Below are 16,172 nucleotides of genomic sequence, written 5' to 3' on the forward strand. Positions count from 1 at the left end.
GCTCAAGCGTCTATCTGCACCACCTCGATCCCCAGCTTTTGATAATCCTCGACATTGCCCGAGGCCACGTGACGTTCGGTGATCAGGGTATGCACGCGGTTGCAAGGCGCAACAACGAAAGGCTCCACCGCCCCCAGCTTGTCCGCGGTGGTGACGGCAACCACATGGGAAGCGCTGGCGAGCATCGCCTGCTTCACCGGCACCTCATCGAAATGCAGTGAGCTGATGCCGACTTCCGGATGAATGGCGCAGACCCCGGTGAACAGCAGATCGGCCTTGATGCCTTCGATCAACCGCAGGGTTTCATGGCCGCCGGAAGACATCGTCGCGGGATTGAGCTGACCACCGGCAACAATCACCGTGATGCCTTTGTATTCGGCCAGGGTGATCGCGATCATCGGCGACGCGGTAATGGCCGTGATGGAGATGTCAGCGGGCAGCGAGCGCGCGATCTGCAGCGTGGTGCTGCCGGAATCGAAAATCACAATCTGGCCGTTTTTGACCCGGCGTGCGGCGAGTTGGGCCAGACGGGTTTTCACCTCATCGGTTTCGCCAACCCGGGTGAAGTAATCCTTGCCCGTATCCTTGGGCCGCGGCAGTGCTCCGCCATGCACCCGCTGCACCAGCCCGGCGCTGGCCAGCTCCGACAGATCGCGACGAATAGTGTCTTCGGACACGGCGAAATGCTGGCTTAGCTCGGAGGCCATAACCTTGCCGTCGCGTTCGAGGATCAGCAGGATTTTTTGACGGCGCAACTGCGGGAGTTCGGCGATGGAATGCTCGGCTTGCATGGTTATGCCTGTTTTTGCGTGTTTATGCGAGATTAGCCAAACAGTGGAATGAACACAACCGGCATGGCAGCGCGGAACCTGTGGGAGCGAGCCTGCTCGCGAAGGCGGCGGCATACCCAGCATTGATGTCGACTGACACACCGCTTTCGCGAGCAGGCTCGCTCCCACATGGATTGCGCTTGACTGACTGGCATCAGGGGACCTTCTACTTTTTCACGACCCCATCACAACGCACTCACAATGAACTCGCGCAACCATTGATGCGCAGGGTCGCGATGAACACGCTCGGGCCAGAGCATCGACATCTCGTAACCCGGGACATCAAGCGGTGGCTCGACCACTTCCAACGCCCCCGCATCGCGAACCAGCCGCGACGGCAGCATCGCCACCATGTCGGTACTCTCCACCACCGACCGCACAAACAGGAAATGCGGGACGGAAAGCACCACCCGGCGCGTCATGCCCACCGCCGAAAGCGCCTGGTCGGTGACACCCTGAAACGCCCCACCATCCCGTGACACGATCACGTGGTCGAGTTCACAAAATTGCGCCAGTGTCGGTCGCTTTTTCAATAGCGGATGACCGGCACGGCCCACCAAAACATACTGCTCGGTAAACAACGCGCGACGCCGCAAGCCGGGGGGAGCGTCCTCGCTGGTGTGGAAAGCCAGATCGATTGCCCCCTGCTCCGCTTGCCTGGCGATCTGAGACGGAACCAGATCAAACACCGCCAAACGCGTATCAGGTGCTGTCGAACGCAGCCCGGCTAACGCAGGTAAAACGATAGTCGTCTCACCGTAGTCGGACGCCATGACGTTCCACGTCTGCCGGGCCTCGGCCGGATTGAAAGGACTGGCGGGCGACACGGCACGCTCCAGGGCTTCCAGGGCCTGACGCAACGGCTCGCGCAACTCATCGGCCCTGGCCGTGGGCCGCATGCCCCGTGGTCCTGGCAGCAACAGCGGATCACCGAAAATGTCCCTCAATTTGGCAAGATGAACACTCACCGACGGTTGAGACAAACTCAGGCGTTGCGCCGCACGGGTCACGTTGTGTTCCGAGAGCAAGACATCAAGGGTCAGCAACAGATTGATGTCCAGGCGTCGCAGATTATTCATGGTAATACCTGGCATATTGGTTATTCATTTCCAATATACCGGGTAACGTCCGATTCTGCTGACTCCTGACACCGGAGACTCAGCCATGAAAGTTCTGCTCGTTTATGCCCATCCCGAACCCAAATCGTTGAACGGTTCGCTCAAAGACTTTGCCGTCAAACGCCTGGAGGCCGCCGGCCACCAAGTGCAGGTCTCCGATCTATACGCGATGGACTGGAAAGCCTCGCTGGATGCCGATGACAGTCCCGGCCGGCCAGCCGAATCGCGGTTCAATCCTTCGCTGGACTCCAAACTTGCCTTCGAAGAAGGCCGGCAAAGCCAGGACATCGTCCTCGAACAGGAAAAACTGCTCTGGGCCGATGCCGTCATTCTGCAGTTTCCACTGTGGTGGTTTTCGATGCCGGCGATCCTCAAAGGCTGGGTGGAACGCGTCTATGCCTATGGTTTTGCCTATGGCGTAGGAGAGCATTCCGATGCGCGCTGGGGTAACCGCTATGGAGAAGGCACGCTGGCGGGCAAACGGGCGATGCTGATCGTCACCGCCGGTGGATGGGAGTCTCATTACAGCCCTCGGGGCATCAATGGGCCCATCGATGATGTGTTATTCCCGATTCAGCATGGCGTGCTGTTTTACCCCGGTTTCGACGTGCTGCCACCGTTCGTGATCTATCGCACCAGCCGAATGGACGAAGCGAAATTTTCGACGACCTGTGATGCGCTCGGCCAACGGCTGGATGAACTCTGGAAGACCGCACCGATTCCTTTCCGGCCGCAGAATGCCGGGGCGTATGACATCCCGCAACTCACGTTGCGTGCGGAGATTGCGTCGGATGAGACTGGGTTTTCGGCTCACGTCAGACAGGCAGAACGCGATGAACAACACGTGCGAGCCGCATCCGCAAAAGCGCGCGCCGTGTAGAACAAACTGGCTACCCGCAAATACGAAAAAGCCCGCACAAGGCGGGCTTTGGAAATCGATGTAGGTGGCCAGCGCTGGTCTCTGGCTTACAAGGTTTATCGGGCCTCTCACAGAACAGGATTTTTAACTTTAGGCTGTTCTGCCTCACACGGCATAAGGGCTGGATCTCAGCGCGGAGATCTTTCTAACCGTGTACCCTTGGGAGCGCGCCCCACGCCTCCTCGCTATCCCTTTGCGCATCAGTCTGCGTCTTCACCTACAGCTTCAGAATAGCAAATCGATCGAAGCCTGGGTCGGGCTTTTTAGACCGATTCTTTTCTAAGGGAATGACAGGTAAATGGAAAGATACTAACGCTGCGCCCCTATGGCTCGAACCAGGACGAACGCCACAGCGCAGGAGCTGCCGAAGGCTGCGATCTATTGATCTGAGGCCCGAAAAACCCATAGGAATCCCCTCACCACAATGGAACTCTCCTTTCCCTTTAGGGATGGAATTTCCCACTCGGCCCCGCACCCGTTTTTGTTGTGCGAAAAATCTTATAGCCCACCGTCTGCCTGGCTGACGTCATATCGACATCGATCACCATGACATTCGAGTGATTACCGTAAAAGGAATCCGGATCGATACACGACAGCGTGGAAATTCCATTAGGCAGGGTGTGCGAGTGGTTCATATTGTAGATCTGCTCGGGCCTTATGTTTGGGGTGTACTGGTTTATCGGGCTGGACATCAACTCATTGATCACCGTGCTTTTCTCGCCGCGCGAAACCGCAAGCGTGGCGTGATAAGAGGTGTGCATGTCGCCCGTCAGGAAGGTCAGGCGTGATACGTTTTTTTCGAGGACATGCTCAAGGATGCGGCTTCGCTGTTCTTCGAAAGCAGGATCCGACCATTTGTCACCTTCAGAGTTTTTAACCACCCCCACGAACGGCACGCTGGTGACAACGAACTTCAGGTCATCACGGTAACGCGACAGCCAGCGCAACAGGTCGTCTTCCTGGACCTCATCAAGCAAACACTTTTGCGCCGTGCTGCGGTAATAACGGGTGTCCATGACAAAGAACTTCACCGCGCCGTAGTTGAACTCGTAGTGGTAATGATGCTCGGCATGACGACTCGAAGGATTGTGCGAATGCTGAAACTCCCAATACGCCTTGATGGCGGCGTTCGCCAGCGCTTGCGTGGACGAACCGGTGGCCGTGTCGAAGTTGTTGATCAGTTCATGGTCGTCAAGAATCATGTAATGCGACAACTCTGTCAGCGTCCGGCGCGCGGGCACACAGTCCTCCCAGGCATCCAGATACTTGTCACGAAAGAACTGCACATCGATGGAGGGCTGGCGCGGGATGTCCGAGTAAATCTGGTCGCCGCAATGAATCATGAAGCGTGCGTCGTTGTTTTTGGCCACCCGAGAAATCTCGACCCAGGCACGGTCGGGCCTCTCCAGTATCCCGAGCGAATGCAAATTGCAGGAGCCGAGCACGAAAGAGAATGATCCGGTCAGTTCTACCGCGGGAAAGGTGCGAAAGCGCCCTTCGGTATAGGCATCACGAACTCGCTCATCGGCTGCCGCACCGCGGGTCTTGCCGAAGGCCACCTTCACGGTATAAGGCGTATCGGGATTGAGCTTTTTCCACTCCAGAACGCCCGTATAAAACTCCATTGGCTGGGCATCGAGCACCTTGGTGGGGCCTGTCGCATTGTTGTCGCAATCCACGACATCAACAAAGGCCACCGGCCAACGCTCGCTGGCGCGTACCCAGACTTTAATCGACGTATCGGTGGTATGACCGAGAATGAGCCGCGCCATCTGATTTCCTCCTGAAACCTGAGCAGCAGTTCAGTCGATAAATCAGCATCGCGCCACTAAGACATCAAACCCGTCGCGTAAGAACAAAGCCCTGATGATTTGAGGCTTTGTCGTTTCTGGCTGGAACACCCCGCAACACCCCGATCGCCCGCCGATACTTCTCAACGCGCTCCAGTGGCCCAAAAAGCGGTTCGGCCTGGATGAGTCAGCCTCACTCTGCTCGCGACTGTGTGAGCGACCACATCCAGACGCTCAATACCACGAGCAATACCAAGGCGAGCACGCTTGGCCACAGGGGCATGGGATACCCATCAACGAGAACCTCGGGGCGAATAATCAGGCGCCCCAGTTGCGCCAAGGCCATCAGTGCGTAGACGGTGCCGGCCACTCGCAACCCAATGATCCGGGATTTCATGCTGTTCTCCTCGACCTGACTATGAACGTAACAGGCGAGCAAAAGCATTGTTTTTTGCCGGCCCAGTGTGTGAAGTCGTGAAGGGGCGGCCAGCCTTGGCGCTCTCCTCTCCTCCCGCTCGGAAACCACTATCCAACCCTGGCCTTCACCAGAGGCCGGGGACCAATCTCCACCGTACTCGACGGGTATAATCGTCATACCCTGCAAGCTCGGACCGCAACAGCTGGTCCTCCCATGCCGTGCGCAAGACGAGTAACGCCGACGCCAGTGCGGCGGGCAACAGTGCCCAGAACGAACCCAGCGCAAGGGCCATGCCGAAGAACAGGAACAGTGCGGCAATGTACCCGGGGTGACGCACGAAACGGTAAGGGCCGCGATCGATCACGCGCTGATGCCGCTCGGCCTGGATGCGCACACCTGGTTCGAAGAACGGATTCACTGCCTGCGCCCAGCCTGTTACCGCGATGCCCGCCAGCACAGCGATGTAGCCGCCTGGCACCAACCAGGCCGGTACCGCCGACCAATGGAAACGCCCGGCATCGATCGCCGCGACCGGCAGGACCGCCGTCATCGTCGGCAATATGAGCGCCAGCAGCGCTTTGTCCCAACTTTTAGTGCCTGGCTGAATCCGGCTGCGCGCGCGATAGATCACAGGGTTGACCCACGCCAGGACAAGGCCTGACGCGCCCAAAGCCAAAATCAGCACGATCAGCAATACCCATCCGGGCCGCCAGGCAATAGTGCCAGCCGGCAGGAAGATCAATACCAGCAGCGCAAGCGGCAGGCCGATCCCATAAGTGATGGCCGTACGGCGTGACATCGCCTTCGGATCCTGGGGAGTTTCTGTCTTTTCCATTTTGCTTGCCATATTCGATATGGCCCGCAAATGGAGTGTAGAGTTCCCCTAACCACCGAGCGACGTGATAGAGGAAACTCCCATGCCCGCCACAGCAGAATCCAGAGCGTGCACGCGCGCGTTCGCACGCGTCATCGGGCCTTGGCTGGTCATCGTGCCCGGCATCATCGCCGTGCGGGCGCCAGACATGGGGCCACTGGCAGCCGACTTCTTCGCGAGCCCGCTCACCGTGTGGTTTGCCGGCGCCCTGCTGTTGTTCGGTGGCCTGCTGATCATCGCGTTCCATCAATATTGGTCGAACGCCGCGGCGGTTGTGATTTCCCTGTTCGGTTGGTTCCTGGCGCTTCGCGGCGCTGTACTCCTGGCCGCGCCGCAACTGATTGAACGTGGCGTGGCTGTATCGGCGAGGGTGCCGTTGCTGGTGCAAGTCGGCTTCGGCGTCGCCGTGCTGATCGGCCTCTGGCTCACCTATGTCGGCTGGATTACCAAGCCCGATGCATCGCCGGCGAAGGGCGCTTTATAAGCATGAGCACGCAGTAAATCTGGAACTCCACTCTACGACCGCAACACCCCGATCGCCCGCCGATACTTCTCAACGCGCTCCAGATCCTCCCAGGACGGCTGGGCAATCCGCGACAAGTCGCTGTTCTCTTCCAGATCCGCCAGTTTCACCACCCGCCCGATGGGGTTCTGCGCCACGCGCTCGATAAACGCCTCGTAGGATTCGCCCGGCACCTTGGTCACCGACGCAATCGCCATCAGCACCGTTTCGCTGAAGCCTTCGTTACGCAGATCGTCAAAGCTGATGCCGCAGTCTTCGACCACGTCATGCAGCACCGCGACGATGCGCTCTTCCAGCGTATTCACCCGCAGCATGACTTTCAGCGGATGCAGGATGTAAGGCGCGCCGCCCTTGTCCACCTGCCCCTCATGTGCCGCCGCAGCGATGGCAATGGCGCGTTCCAGTGTCTGGGTCATGGGATTCTCCTCGGGTTAAACGCCGTAACGGCCGGCGACATGAATGTTGCGCTTGGCGCCCTCAGCGTGGCGTTCGAGAATCATCGACACCAGCGTCGCCTGATCGACGCCCGGATGACCATCCACCACTTCGGCGACCCAGCCACAACCAGACTTCTGCAAATGCAGACGCCACTCACCCGGCCAGGCTTCAAGCGCCGACACCGCCAACCACGCCGCCCCACCCTGCTCGCAATGACCGCCACCGATGGACTGCTCGAAACAAAAAGGCGTATCCGGCCGGGAAAGGTCGATGTGGAAGAGGTAAATGTCCTGGGTTTGGTGCTGTGGCGTGGGGGCGTTGTTGCGGCTGCCGATTTCGATCATGGGCGCGTTCCATCCTTGAATTCCCGTTGGCGTTCAGTCTACGACTATGGTGATGCTGAACGGAAGCAAGCGTCACTCACCGCCGAAAATCCCGCGCCTGAACGTTCGATGAAGGCACGGCGAGGATTTTGAAGTCCGAAAATCTCGTAGGAAATAACCGATTGTGGCGAGGGAGCTTGCTCCCGCTGGGCTGCGAAGCAGCCCCAAACCCTGCTAGCCCATTTCCTCAGACAAACCGTAACGCCCGGTTTTACTGCGTTACGACATAGAACGGGGAAGAGCCACCTCGCCAAAATGACAATCTTGGCGTCCTACAGCCCGATTGCGGCTACCGAAATCGCTGCCTAGAGTGGGTCTGTCGCTGACCGCAGTTGGCGATAGGGTTTCGCAGCCCTTAAGATTGACACCTTGTTCCGTCAGGCACGGCCGACTCCCGGCTGCGTATCGTTTTATGGCGGTTGTGCGTGGGAGACCTTCGGGTCTGCCGGGTCCTGGTGTTAATCCTCCGGTCTGCGAACCCGCGCATAGCTGCCACCCATTTTGTTTCGCAGCAGAACGGTGGCAATTCTACTTTTATTAGGATTAACACCATGACGACTCAAAAGCCGCTCCGCCACTACAGCCCCATGTCCCACTTCGCCACCGACCACCCCGTCCTCCTCATCGACGCCGACGCTCCACTGCGCGAACTCCACAACTGCCTCAGCGAACGCCTCAACGCCGTCCTCAAATACCTCAACCTCATGGCCTGCACCAGCCTTCCCGACTACGCCGAGCACGACATCAACACCGTTACCAACATCGCCCGGATCATGGTCCAGGATGTGAGCGATGTGTTTCGGGTGATTGAGCAGCGGGGGTTTGATGCTCCTAAGGGTCAGTGATCAGAGTTGAGTCGTAAAAAAACCCGCACTGAGTTGCGGGTTTTTTGTTTTGTTCAGGCCTGTCGAGTTGTCGAGAGGATTGTCTTCTCTATCAGCGCGGCGACGTCCTTCGCGCCGTAACATCGAAATTTAACGCTGCCAGCGTCGGTATCAAGACGGACGATCTTCATCCCGAACCAACCCTCAACGCTGACCTTTCTGACCAACTCCAGTGGGAGTTCAATATCCAGCGTCCCATCCTGAATTAGGCGGTTCATGGCATTTGCGCTCAAGCGAACTGCGGTTTGAGTCAGCACCATTTTCCCGCCGACCCACAGCCCTCCGTATGCTTTCTTGAAGGCCCCCAGCACCCAGCCCAACGCATTCACATTGCCAGCTCCGGCTACGGAATATAAATCGTCAACGTTGTCGTATTTCACCTCGGCATCGGCCACCAGAAAATTGACCCACTTCGACTTTAAAATCTGTCCAGTCATCTTTTCCTCTCCATAATTTGAGTAGCAGCCCTGAAACTCAGATGCCTGTTTTGTCCGGGGCGCGCTGCACGAACACAATATCGTCGCTATAAGCGCCGTCCTACTTGGCAACCAGCTCATGTTAATATGCCATCACTCTTTCAATGAAGTACACCCGCATGGATGCCACGTCCCGCCCTTCCAGCTTCTTTTCACTGCTTACCGTTGCCGTGATCCTCTCTGGATGCCAAGCAACAAAACCCGCTCAAATCACAACACCCGAGGCCCAGCCAGGCCTTGCGGTTTTCAACAGTGTGATGTTGGAGCCCCCCGAGCCGAGTTCGATTGTGCGAGAGGGAGACAGGATCACCTATTTAGTGACTTCGTCCCCCAGCCCGGAACTCCACTATCTGGCACGCTTCGATGCCAACTGCGGCCAACCCGATGCGCAAATGGCTTACCGCAGCAAAGCGGGGATGTCTCTATTCGCCGTTAAACCGCGGGGGGACTCGGAGGAATCCTGGCAGTTGCCTGCGGAACAAAAGAGCCAGTACCTGCAAAGTGCGCAGTTGAAGCAAGTGTGTGCCCAGACAACACCTCCTCAATGGCGCGTGTTCTCGGCACCCGAGCTTCAGGATTGGCAGATGATCGACCGCGCCAGCCTGAAAGTAAAAGGTGATGAGGTGACTTTCTGGACGGCTCGGGTACTACCCGGCGAGATGTTGATGCCCGGCAAAAACGTCTTGTATGGGCAGGTACGCCAGCGGTGGACGGCCAACTGCGCCCTGCAACAACTGACCGCGTTAAGCCATTTCTACCTTGATGCTCACAGTCATGTGCTCGCTGGAAACATGCAGCCAGATCTTAAAACCGTCGGCCTGCAAAGCCTCGGCGCTGATGAACGTCAGCTTTTTCAGGTGGCCTGTGGCAAGCCGCAATCGCTGGATCAATACAAACCTTTTGAAGGACGCGAGCAGTCTCCCTTCGAATTGCCGGTCCCCGCCGTTGCCGTCCCCGTGTTGAGAGCCATCGAGGCATTGAACATGCCCAAACCGGAGAAAAGCATTCGGCACTTACGTCGGGTGTTCACGGATAAGTCCGAGCCAAGGCAGTATTCAGATGAAGGCGTACGGCTTAACGGGCGTGACTCGAAATACCTTTCTGACGAGACGAGTAAACAACTGACGGAGCGTTTTAAAGGCAGAGGAAGTCAGTGGGCCAAAGTCACTTTCCGGGGTCTGATTGACCTGGCTGAAAGTGAATTCAACAATCATGCAGGTGAGATAACGATCGAGAATAAGGCGCTGACGAAACTCAGCTTCGAGGGCGATTGGGCGAACATGCCGGTCGGCGCACTCCTGCGATACACGACGCAGGATATGCAGCTTCTTTATACCAACGGCGGGAAAGGTCCCAGAGCCTTGGTGCCGGTCGACGACAGATACAGCTGTGAGGTGCAGTCGCAGAAACCCGCCAGCACGTATCACCCGAGTTTGACCGGAACTGCCAAGGTACTCAGTTGCACAAGAGATGCCTACCAATACAGCACCGACATTTACGTCTACCTCGAAGCGTATGGAATGTTTGTGCCGATCCAATACGTCACACGGAACGTGCAGGGCGAATGGACGATTGAGGTGGTGGAATCTTGAGTTGCCTGGCCATCAGCAAAAAAATCCTTGAAGTGGAAGCACAACTCTCGAAATTCCCGGGTTCAGCCAGTCGCACCACATGAGCGATCAACTCCCCAAAAGCTTCGTGACCGAGGACGATTGTACCGGCGTCCTGCTGGGAGCCCTGGAACCGGATTTCCCGACCCGACTGGATGACATGCCGTTATCTCCAGTCAGGTTGGTTTCGATGGTATTGATCACCGCATCGGAGCTTGAATATGTCCGATCGGGTGGGCGAGCAGCACGCGAAGATCTGGTCAGCCGTTTGAAGGCCGCCGGCATCGGACATATGAGCAATCTGAATCGTGCTAGCGTTGTGTGAAAACCGAGCGGCCGCTTTCATGTGAGCAATCAGGAAAGACACCGTACAGTGCGCTGTCCTCCCAGGAGCGTTCACAGATGAAAACCTACTGCCCGATGTTCTGGTCTCTGGATCAGGGCATCGACTACAGCGCGCCGATACTCCACCTCAAAGACATCGTGCCGAGCGTTGGCAAAAGAACCTTCGCGTTCTTTGATAGCCATGACCGTTTAGACGTTGGTGAGATCCTTCTGCTTATCTGGTGCCCGCCAGTTTCCGACTTGAATGGCTGGAGTGAACAACCTTCAGAAATTGCCCAAAGCCACCTGCTGAAGGCGAAAGTTGTCGGCGCGGCTCAAGCACCAGAGCAGTCAGCAGAACGCCTGCATAACATTCACCACGGCAAGCTCAAGTACCCACTCGACATCCTCTCCTGCGAGAGATTTCTGCCAGCACTGCAAGCACTCCAAGAAGATTCGACGTCTTGGTATCTACAAGAAATTGGAACCGCGAATGGGAACTTCCTGGCCTGGGATGAGTTGCATTGGTGCGGCAGCGCAGTGGTTGAAGGCCTCACCTATTTAACGGCGAGCACCTCAAGCGAGACTTACATGGAATTGATCCTCAAAGTGGCTGACGACGAGATCATTGGGCTCTTTTCGCTGCACATGAATCCGGGTGGTGACTCCTATGATTTTGGTAGAAAGAGCCTCACAGGCGAGGAACGGCGGGCAGTCAAACATGCACTCAACATCGCGCAGCCACTTCATGACACACAGGCTACTTACCTTGCGGAGTAACGCGACGGTGTGACTTCAGACGCAGTCGAGTGACAGACTCCTCAAAGTGCCCCGACCCCTCACTATCGCGAGCAATCCCGCTTATGCCCCCACACCCCCCCAAAAAATTTAATGAATCCTGCCGAGCCTCCCCACGGGAAATCCCGCGCCTGAACGTTCGATGAAGGCACGGCGAGGATTTTGAAGTCTGCAAAACATGTAGGAATCTGCCCTTTGTGGCGAGGGGGCTTGCCCCCGTTGGGCTGCGAAGCAGCCCCAAACCCCGCTAGCCCATTTCCTCAGACACACCACAACGCCCGGTTTTACGGCGGCTGCGCCACCGAACGGGGGCAAGCCCCCTCGCCACAGTGAGCGCGTGTGGTCCTACAGCCCGGTTGCGGCTACCAAAATCGCTGCCTAGAGTGGGTCTGTCGCTGAGCGAATTCAGCGATAGGGTTTCGCAGCCCTGACGATACGTGTAGTAACCTTGCACCCCATAACCAGCAACGGCCGCAAAAACGCGCCCGTACTCCGTTTTATGGTGGCTGTGTGTGGGAGATCTTCGGGTCTGCCGGGTTCCTCGTATCCTCGGTCTGCGAACCCGCACATAGCTACCACCCTTTCGATTCGCAGCGAACGGCAGTAGCTCTTCTAACAGACACGAGGAAGATTTACTTATGAGTACGAACAACCCGCTCCGCCACTACACCCCCATGTCCCATTTCGCCACCGATCACCCCGTCCTCCTCATCGACGCCGACGCCCCACTGCGTGAACTCCACAACTGCCTCAGTGAACGCCTCAACGCCGTCCTCAAATACCTCAACCTCATGGCCTGCACCAGTCTCCCCGACTACGCCGAGCACGACATCAACACCGTCACCAACATCGCCCGGATCATGGTCCAGGATGTGAGCGATGTATTTCGGGTGATTGAGCAGCGTGGGTTTGATGCGCCTAAGGGGCAGTGACCCTATTTGAGCCGTAAAAAAACCCGTGTTATTGCGGGTTTTTTACGACTATGGCTTCGCTAGATCCCATTCGCACGGCCTCAAGCGATCAGTGTCAGTGCCACTTCCTTTTCGCATATCAATGTTGCCATCTGCGTCGAGGTAGATGTGAGTATTGGGCCGACTTGGTGTGATGCTGATGCAATGCCAGCGATTTTTCTCGATTCGCAACTTCATCGCACAGTGATGGGAAAAGGTCTCGAAGAAGGCCCTGTCTCCAGGGCCTCCCAAACGATGCCGGTCAGTAAACCTGCACCCGCCACAACTCCCGCGACGAAGAACCCGCCGACATCGGCAACCGGCCATGCAGCGTCCGATAGTTATCAATCAACACCAGATCACCCTCGCTCCATTGATGGGCAATCAGGCACTCCGGGTCATAAACCAGCGAGTTGACCTGTTCGAGCAGTGCCTGTTGAGCTTCCTCGTCATGGTCCTGCACAGCCTGGCTCAGGGTCTGCAATGTCGAGTCGGTGCCCTCTTGGTAACGCAGGATCAGTTCGCCGCTGCGGGGGTGATGATCCACCAGGCTGTACATGCGCGGGGAGCCACCGAAGTAGGTCATTTTGGTGTAGTAGGTGATGTTCACGTCCTGCCATTGTCGGGCGACTTGCTGGCCGACTTTGCGCAGTACGTTTCGACTGTCGACGATGGTGGTCTGGCCTTCGCCCGGCTGCGGCGCGGTCTTGCAATACAGCATGAATTTGCTGGCGCAGAATTTCGGGTTGCGCTGCACCTGTGGGTCGCTGTCGGGCAGCATGTTCAGGTCCCAGTGCAACGGCGTTTTCTCCAGCGAGTGCACCACGCCTTGGGGTTTGTCCGCAGGCTTGACCACGTGCACGGCACCGAAGGCCCATTCGTACAGCGTGCCGAAGCGTTCGCAGCTGCGAGCAAAACTGTCCTGGTCGTCGAAGCGGCAGCCCTTGAGGCAGACGAAACCAAAGGTTTCCACCAGTGCTTCCAGCAGGCCCGTGGACAGTCGTTCGAAACCCAGCCCCAACGGGTCTCGCACCACCAGGCCAAACAGCGGAAGTTTTTGCAGTTCGTATTCGAAGCCTTGGGCCTGCGGGTTTTCTGTTTGGTGGTAGAGCCATGGCCGCCCCTCAAAGGTGACCAGCACATGATGGTCGAGGTCGACCTGGGCGCGGGCGCGAAGGGTTTGGCTGCCATCGAGGTTGCACACCGGTACGGCGTGCCAGGGGCTGTCGACACGGGTCAGCCCTTCGGCCAGGCCGAAGGTGAATTTGGGCCCGGCATTGCTGTATTGATGGACCGACAAGCGAATGTCATCACCGAAGAAACGATCCACTGCCGCATTCAATGCCTGCCCTCGATACATCATTTGGTAGGCTTTGAAGTTGATTTGCTGCAGGTACTCACCTTCGCTCTGCCCGTCTTCACGGCACAGACGCAGGTCGTTGTAGAGGTGACTGCAGAGGTGGTCATGGGCCTGGCTGAGGGATTCATCGTGCCGGCTCTGCTCGATCAAATCCCCAAGATTTTTCCAGGGTAGGCGGGCTTGCTTGATCAGGCTGGCGCGAACCGACTCGGCACTTTGGGCCTGAGGAAACAGGTCTTCCATGCTGACCCACTGAATCGTATGGGTGGTGCACAGGTCACGCAAAGCCCGGTTGTAGGTCTCGCGAACGTCGTCGGCCACGCCGACGATGTCGTTGAAGGTCGTTCCGTCACTGAGGATCGACACCACACAACCCGGTGCGTGCAGCGCGGCGATGGCCTGGCCGAGTTGGTCGAGGCGCTCGATGGCGATGACCTCGCCGTAGTCCGGCAGCACGCCGAATGTCTGGTCAGTGGCGTTTGGCGACTTGCAGGGAAAACCTGGCAGCACCAGACGCACCGGCAGGCGGCGATCGAAGCAGTGCCCCAAACGTTGCGCGAGATGCGCTCTGCCTTGTGTGTCGAAACAATCATCCGTGCCTTTGAGCAGATAACCCGCGAGCAAATCGCTGACGGCAGCGATCCAGGCGTCTCTATGTTCCATAGAACAACTTCCTTGAGAGTGTGTGTATCAACAGGATTTAACGGTGTCGCCATGCTTGGTGAATGCATGCGCCGTACCGCAGACTTGCCGCAGAATGCGCAGCAATCCGGCCGGCTGTTCGCAGCAGAAGTTCGGGGCCAGGGCCTGCAAGTCAGGTGTCAGGCCATAGCCCCAGGTGACCGCCGCCGAGTACATGCCTGCAGCACGGGCGGTCTTCAGATCGATCTCGGTGTCACCGACGAACAAACAGCGTTGCGGATCAACCGACAATCGCCGGGCAGCTTCCCATGCCACCTCCGGTTGAGGTTTGAGCGCCCTGCCCGCGCGATGCCCCAGAATCGCCCCGAAGGTATTCTGTGGAAGCAGCGCATCGGCTACTTGCAGGGCCATTTCCTCGGTCTTGTTGGTGACGATAGCCAGCGGCACTTGTAACTGGCGACAACCTTCGAGCAAGGCAAGCACACCGCTGAACGGCCGGGAAAATTGAACAAGGTTGTTTTGATACAGCGTCACATAGCGCTGGTGCATCGCGGCCGCATCGGCAATGCCAAACCCCGTGGCGACCTGCTCGATCATCGCTGTGACCCCACCGCCGATATAACCCCGCACCGTCTCCGCTGTCTGCGCCGGGCAACCGTGTTCGAGCAACACCTGGTTCAGGCACCAGGTGATGTCAGGCAGGGTGTCGACCAGGGTCCCATCCAAATCGAAGAGTACGGCTTCGACCCGCAACCGAGACGCCATTATTGAGCACTGGTGTAGTGACAAGGACGCCCCTTGCGGAACACCAAGCGGTGGTAGCGTTCATCGACATTGCTGCGTTTTTCGAGGGTGACCACACCCCGTCGCTTGATCGCCACCGAATGCCAGGGCGTACGCCACAGGTCACTGGTTGGCACCAACCGGATACCGATCTTCGTCGACACCGCCAGTTGCGGGTGAATCGACAGGCGCAGGCAATGCGGGTAGCGCGCCTGTAACAGCGCACTCCAGGCTTCACTGCGCTGGATCACCCGCTGCGAGGCAGGCTTGGCGATTTTCTTCACCGCATTAAGACTCATGCCGGCGAACACCTTGAGCCCCGAGTAATCCTCGGACAGGAAGCGATGGATACCGCAGTACATCAACATCATGTGCGGCTCATCCTTGAAACGCTGCTGCAACAAGACCAGTGACTGGCCGTGCTCGATCATCATCTCCTCACGCATGGCGTCCAGACAATCAAGCGGAGGATAGGCATCCCGCAGATCGAAATGGGCGAACGTGCCGGGATAGTGCTGTTCGGCGTAGTCCTGGATAGCGTCGGTGTAGGCTTTGACGTCCGCATCGGGAACATGCACCAGGTCAGAGAACACATAGCCATCGGAGCAGATATGAATCAGCGCCCCCGGTGCGTAGATCTGCTGGATCTCATTGCACAGGCGATGTAACTCGTCGATGGCATGATGTTCGGCAAGATCGGGCAGATGGCTGAGGGTTTTCTTGCGGCTGGGCGACTTGCCGGGAAAGGCTGGCAAGACCATTTCGATCTGGCGGCCGTTCTCGATCGCCTGCACTACTTTCGCCAGATGGGGTTCCAGCACCTGCAACGAAAGCTCGTGATCCTGCCCCGGGGCAAGGCTACGACGTCGAAACAGGCATTCGAGAATTTGCTGGGCAATGTTCATGTGCGCGTTGTGCTGATGCTCGTGCACCAGCTGACCGCACACTTGTTGAGCAACGGTGTTTGAACCCTGCATAGACAATCCCTGTGTGGTGAATAACGGCCATTTTTGGTCGTCAGCAGATATTCCTTACCTGCGGGCGGCTAAATT

17 protein-coding genes and 1 pseudogene are annotated in these 16,172 nt (G+C 57.6%); 7 read left to right on the forward strand and 11 right to left on the reverse strand.

Annotated features, from left to right (window positions below):
- Window positions 1–2: 2 nt before the first annotated feature.
- Both ACZ89R_RS06550 and ACZ89R_RS06555 read right to left on the reverse strand, forming a co-directional pair.
- Complete coding sequence (locus tag ACZ89R_RS06550; RefSeq protein WP_429546303.1) at window positions 3–791, reverse strand: DeoR/GlpR family DNA-binding transcription regulator; 789 nt, start codon at window positions 789–791, stop codon at window positions 3–5.
- 224 nt (window positions 792–1,015) lie between these two features.
- Window positions 1,016–1,909 (reverse strand): LysR family transcriptional regulator, encoded by an 894-nt coding sequence (locus ACZ89R_RS06555; RefSeq protein WP_429546302.1) that lies wholly within the window; start codon window positions 1,907–1,909, stop codon window positions 1,016–1,018.
- An 85-nt stretch (window positions 1,910–1,994) separates the two neighbouring features.
- Here ACZ89R_RS06555 and ACZ89R_RS06560 point away from each other — a divergent pair, with 85 nt between their 5' ends.
- Window positions 1,995–2,828 carry an NAD(P)H-dependent oxidoreductase gene (locus tag ACZ89R_RS06560; protein ID WP_429546301.1) on the forward strand — a complete coding sequence of 278 codons (834 nt, stop codon included), beginning with the start codon at window positions 1,995–1,997 and terminating at the stop codon, window positions 2,826–2,828.
- Between the two features lie 482 nt (window positions 2,829–3,310).
- Here ACZ89R_RS06560 and ACZ89R_RS06565 read toward each other — a convergent pair whose 3' ends face one another.
- The 3 genes from ACZ89R_RS06565 to ACZ89R_RS06575 form a co-directional block, all read right to left on the reverse strand.
- Window positions 3,311–4,639 carry an alkaline phosphatase D family protein gene (locus ACZ89R_RS06565; RefSeq protein WP_192343531.1) on the reverse strand — a complete coding sequence of 443 codons (1,329 nt, stop codon included), beginning with the start codon at window positions 4,637–4,639 and terminating at the stop codon, window positions 3,311–3,313.
- A 211-nt stretch (window positions 4,640–4,850) separates the two neighbouring features.
- A complete protein-coding gene (locus ACZ89R_RS06570; protein WP_218396563.1) occupies window positions 4,851–5,054 on the reverse strand; it encodes a hypothetical protein in 204 nt (67 codons plus the stop codon).
- 145 nt (window positions 5,055–5,199) lie between these two features.
- Entirely contained in the window at window positions 5,200–5,874 is a 675-nt protein-coding gene (locus ACZ89R_RS06575) for a methyltransferase family protein (protein ID WP_429546300.1), read from the reverse strand.
- 118 nt (window positions 5,875–5,992) lie between these two features.
- Between ACZ89R_RS06575 and ACZ89R_RS06580 the strand changes: the two genes are divergently transcribed.
- Window positions 5,993–6,433 (forward strand): hypothetical protein, encoded by a 441-nt coding sequence (locus ACZ89R_RS06580; protein WP_429546299.1) that lies wholly within the window; start codon window positions 5,993–5,995, stop codon window positions 6,431–6,433.
- 32 nt (window positions 6,434–6,465) lie between these two features.
- Here ACZ89R_RS06580 and ACZ89R_RS06585 read toward each other — a convergent pair whose 3' ends face one another.
- Together ACZ89R_RS06585 and ACZ89R_RS06590 are read right to left on the reverse strand one after the other, a co-directional pair.
- On the reverse strand, window positions 6,466–6,888 hold the full coding sequence (locus ACZ89R_RS06585; RefSeq protein ID WP_429546298.1) for an HD domain-containing protein: 423 nt from the start codon (window positions 6,886–6,888) through the stop codon (window positions 6,466–6,468).
- Window positions 6,889–6,903: 15 nt separating this feature from the next.
- Window positions 6,904–7,254, reverse strand: coding sequence for a hypothetical protein (locus ACZ89R_RS06590; RefSeq protein ID WP_429546297.1), 351 nt, complete (start codon window positions 7,252–7,254; stop codon window positions 6,904–6,906).
- Between the two features lie 590 nt (window positions 7,255–7,844).
- Between ACZ89R_RS06590 and ACZ89R_RS06595 the strand changes: the two genes are divergently transcribed.
- Window positions 7,845–8,138 carry a fructose-bisphosphate aldolase gene (locus ACZ89R_RS06595; RefSeq protein ID WP_123495364.1) on the forward strand — a complete coding sequence of 98 codons (294 nt, stop codon included), beginning with the start codon at window positions 7,845–7,847 and terminating at the stop codon, window positions 8,136–8,138.
- 53 nt (window positions 8,139–8,191) lie between these two features.
- Here ACZ89R_RS06595 and ACZ89R_RS06600 read toward each other — a convergent pair whose 3' ends face one another.
- A complete protein-coding gene (locus ACZ89R_RS06600) occupies window positions 8,192–8,614 on the reverse strand; it encodes a hypothetical protein (protein ID WP_123495365.1) in 423 nt (140 codons plus the stop codon).
- A 158-nt stretch (window positions 8,615–8,772) separates the two neighbouring features.
- On the opposite strand from ACZ89R_RS06600, the gene ACZ89R_RS06605 reads away from it, so the two are divergent.
- The 4 genes and pseudogenes from ACZ89R_RS06605 to ACZ89R_RS06620 all read left to right on the forward strand — a co-directional run bounded on the left by ACZ89R_RS06605 (window position 8,773) and on the right by ACZ89R_RS06620 (window position 12,317).
- Complete coding sequence (locus ACZ89R_RS06605) at window positions 8,773–10,245, forward strand: hypothetical protein (RefSeq protein ID WP_429375995.1); 1,473 nt, start codon at window positions 8,773–8,775, stop codon at window positions 10,243–10,245.
- A 34-nt stretch (window positions 10,246–10,279) separates the two neighbouring features.
- Window positions 10,280–10,588, forward strand: a pseudogene (locus tag ACZ89R_RS06610) (suppressor of fused domain protein); the annotation flags it as partial.
- Window positions 10,589–10,665: 77 nt separating this feature from the next.
- Window positions 10,666–11,367: a hypothetical protein gene (locus ACZ89R_RS06615; protein ID WP_429546296.1), complete on the forward strand. Its 702-nt coding sequence runs from the start codon at window positions 10,666–10,668 to the stop codon at window positions 11,365–11,367.
- A gap of 656 nt (window positions 11,368–12,023) precedes the next feature.
- Window positions 12,024–12,317, forward strand: coding sequence for a fructose-bisphosphate aldolase (locus tag ACZ89R_RS06620; RefSeq protein ID WP_218396576.1), 294 nt, complete (start codon window positions 12,024–12,026; stop codon window positions 12,315–12,317).
- A gap of 280 nt (window positions 12,318–12,597) precedes the next feature.
- Here the strand turns inward: ACZ89R_RS06620 and ACZ89R_RS06625 are convergent, their stop codons facing one another.
- From ACZ89R_RS06625 to ACZ89R_RS06635, 3 genes are read right to left on the reverse strand one after another with little or no spacing between them, the layout of a single operon-like run.
- Complete coding sequence (locus tag ACZ89R_RS06625) at window positions 12,598–14,358, reverse strand: isocyanide synthase family protein (protein ID WP_429546295.1); 1,761 nt, start codon at window positions 14,356–14,358, stop codon at window positions 12,598–12,600.
- A 27-nt stretch (window positions 14,359–14,385) separates the two neighbouring features.
- Window positions 14,386–15,102 carry an HAD family hydrolase gene (locus ACZ89R_RS06630; RefSeq protein ID WP_429546294.1) on the reverse strand — a complete coding sequence of 239 codons (717 nt, stop codon included), beginning with the start codon at window positions 15,100–15,102 and terminating at the stop codon, window positions 14,386–14,388.
- A complete protein-coding gene (locus tag ACZ89R_RS06635) occupies window positions 15,102–16,097 on the reverse strand; it encodes an L-tyrosine/L-tryptophan isonitrile synthase family protein (RefSeq protein ID WP_429546293.1) in 996 nt (331 codons plus the stop codon). Before ACZ89R_RS06635 ends, ACZ89R_RS06630 begins: the two co-directional genes overlap by 1 nt.
- Window positions 16,098–16,172 lie beyond the last annotated feature (75 nt).

It is taken from the genome of Pseudomonas sp. TE3728 (genome assembly GCF_056279145.1).

Bases quoted from the DNA above. Each gene is read 5' to 3' on its own strand.
- ACZ89R_RS06550 (WP_429546303.1), bottom strand. From the start codon at position 791: ATGCAAGCCGAGCATTCCATCGCCGAACTCCCGCAGTTGCGCCGTCAA.
- ACZ89R_RS06555 (WP_429546302.1), bottom strand. From the start codon at position 1,909: ATGAATAATCTGCGACGCCTGGACATCAATCTGTTGCTGACCCTTGAT.
- ACZ89R_RS06560 (WP_429546301.1), top strand. From the start codon at position 1,995: ATGAAAGTTCTGCTCGTTTATGCCCATCCCGAACCCAAATCGTTGAAC.
- ACZ89R_RS06565 (WP_192343531.1), bottom strand. From the start codon at position 4,639: ATGGCGCGGCTCATTCTCGGTCATACCACCGATACGTCGATTAAAGTC.
- ACZ89R_RS06570 (WP_218396563.1), bottom strand. From the start codon at position 5,054: ATGAAATCCCGGATCATTGGGTTGCGAGTGGCCGGCACCGTCTACGCA.
- ACZ89R_RS06575 (WP_429546300.1), bottom strand. From the start codon at position 5,874: ATGTCACGCCGTACGGCCATCACTTATGGGATCGGCCTGCCGCTTGCG.
- ACZ89R_RS06580 (WP_429546299.1), top strand. From the start codon at position 5,993: ATGCCCGCCACAGCAGAATCCAGAGCGTGCACGCGCGCGTTCGCACGC.
- ACZ89R_RS06585 (WP_429546298.1), bottom strand. From the start codon at position 6,888: ATGACCCAGACACTGGAACGCGCCATTGCCATCGCTGCGGCGGCACAT.
- ACZ89R_RS06590 (WP_429546297.1), bottom strand. From the start codon at position 7,254: ATGATCGAAATCGGCAGCCGCAACAACGCCCCCACGCCACAGCACCAA.
- ACZ89R_RS06595 (WP_123495364.1), top strand. From the start codon at position 7,845: ATGACGACTCAAAAGCCGCTCCGCCACTACAGCCCCATGTCCCACTTC.
- ACZ89R_RS06600 (WP_123495365.1), bottom strand. From the start codon at position 8,614: ATGACTGGACAGATTTTAAAGTCGAAGTGGGTCAATTTTCTGGTGGCC.
- ACZ89R_RS06605 (WP_429375995.1), top strand. From the start codon at position 8,773: ATGGATGCCACGTCCCGCCCTTCCAGCTTCTTTTCACTGCTTACCGTT.
- ACZ89R_RS06615 (WP_429546296.1), top strand. From the start codon at position 10,666: ATGAAAACCTACTGCCCGATGTTCTGGTCTCTGGATCAGGGCATCGAC.
- ACZ89R_RS06620 (WP_218396576.1), top strand. From the start codon at position 12,024: ATGAGTACGAACAACCCGCTCCGCCACTACACCCCCATGTCCCATTTC.
- ACZ89R_RS06625 (WP_429546295.1), bottom strand. From the start codon at position 14,358: ATGGAACATAGAGACGCCTGGATCGCTGCCGTCAGCGATTTGCTCGCG.
- ACZ89R_RS06630 (WP_429546294.1), bottom strand. From the start codon at position 15,102: ATGGCGTCTCGGTTGCGGGTCGAAGCCGTACTCTTCGATTTGGATGGG.
- ACZ89R_RS06635 (WP_429546293.1), bottom strand. From the start codon at position 16,097: ATGCAGGGTTCAAACACCGTTGCTCAACAAGTGTGCGGTCAGCTGGTG.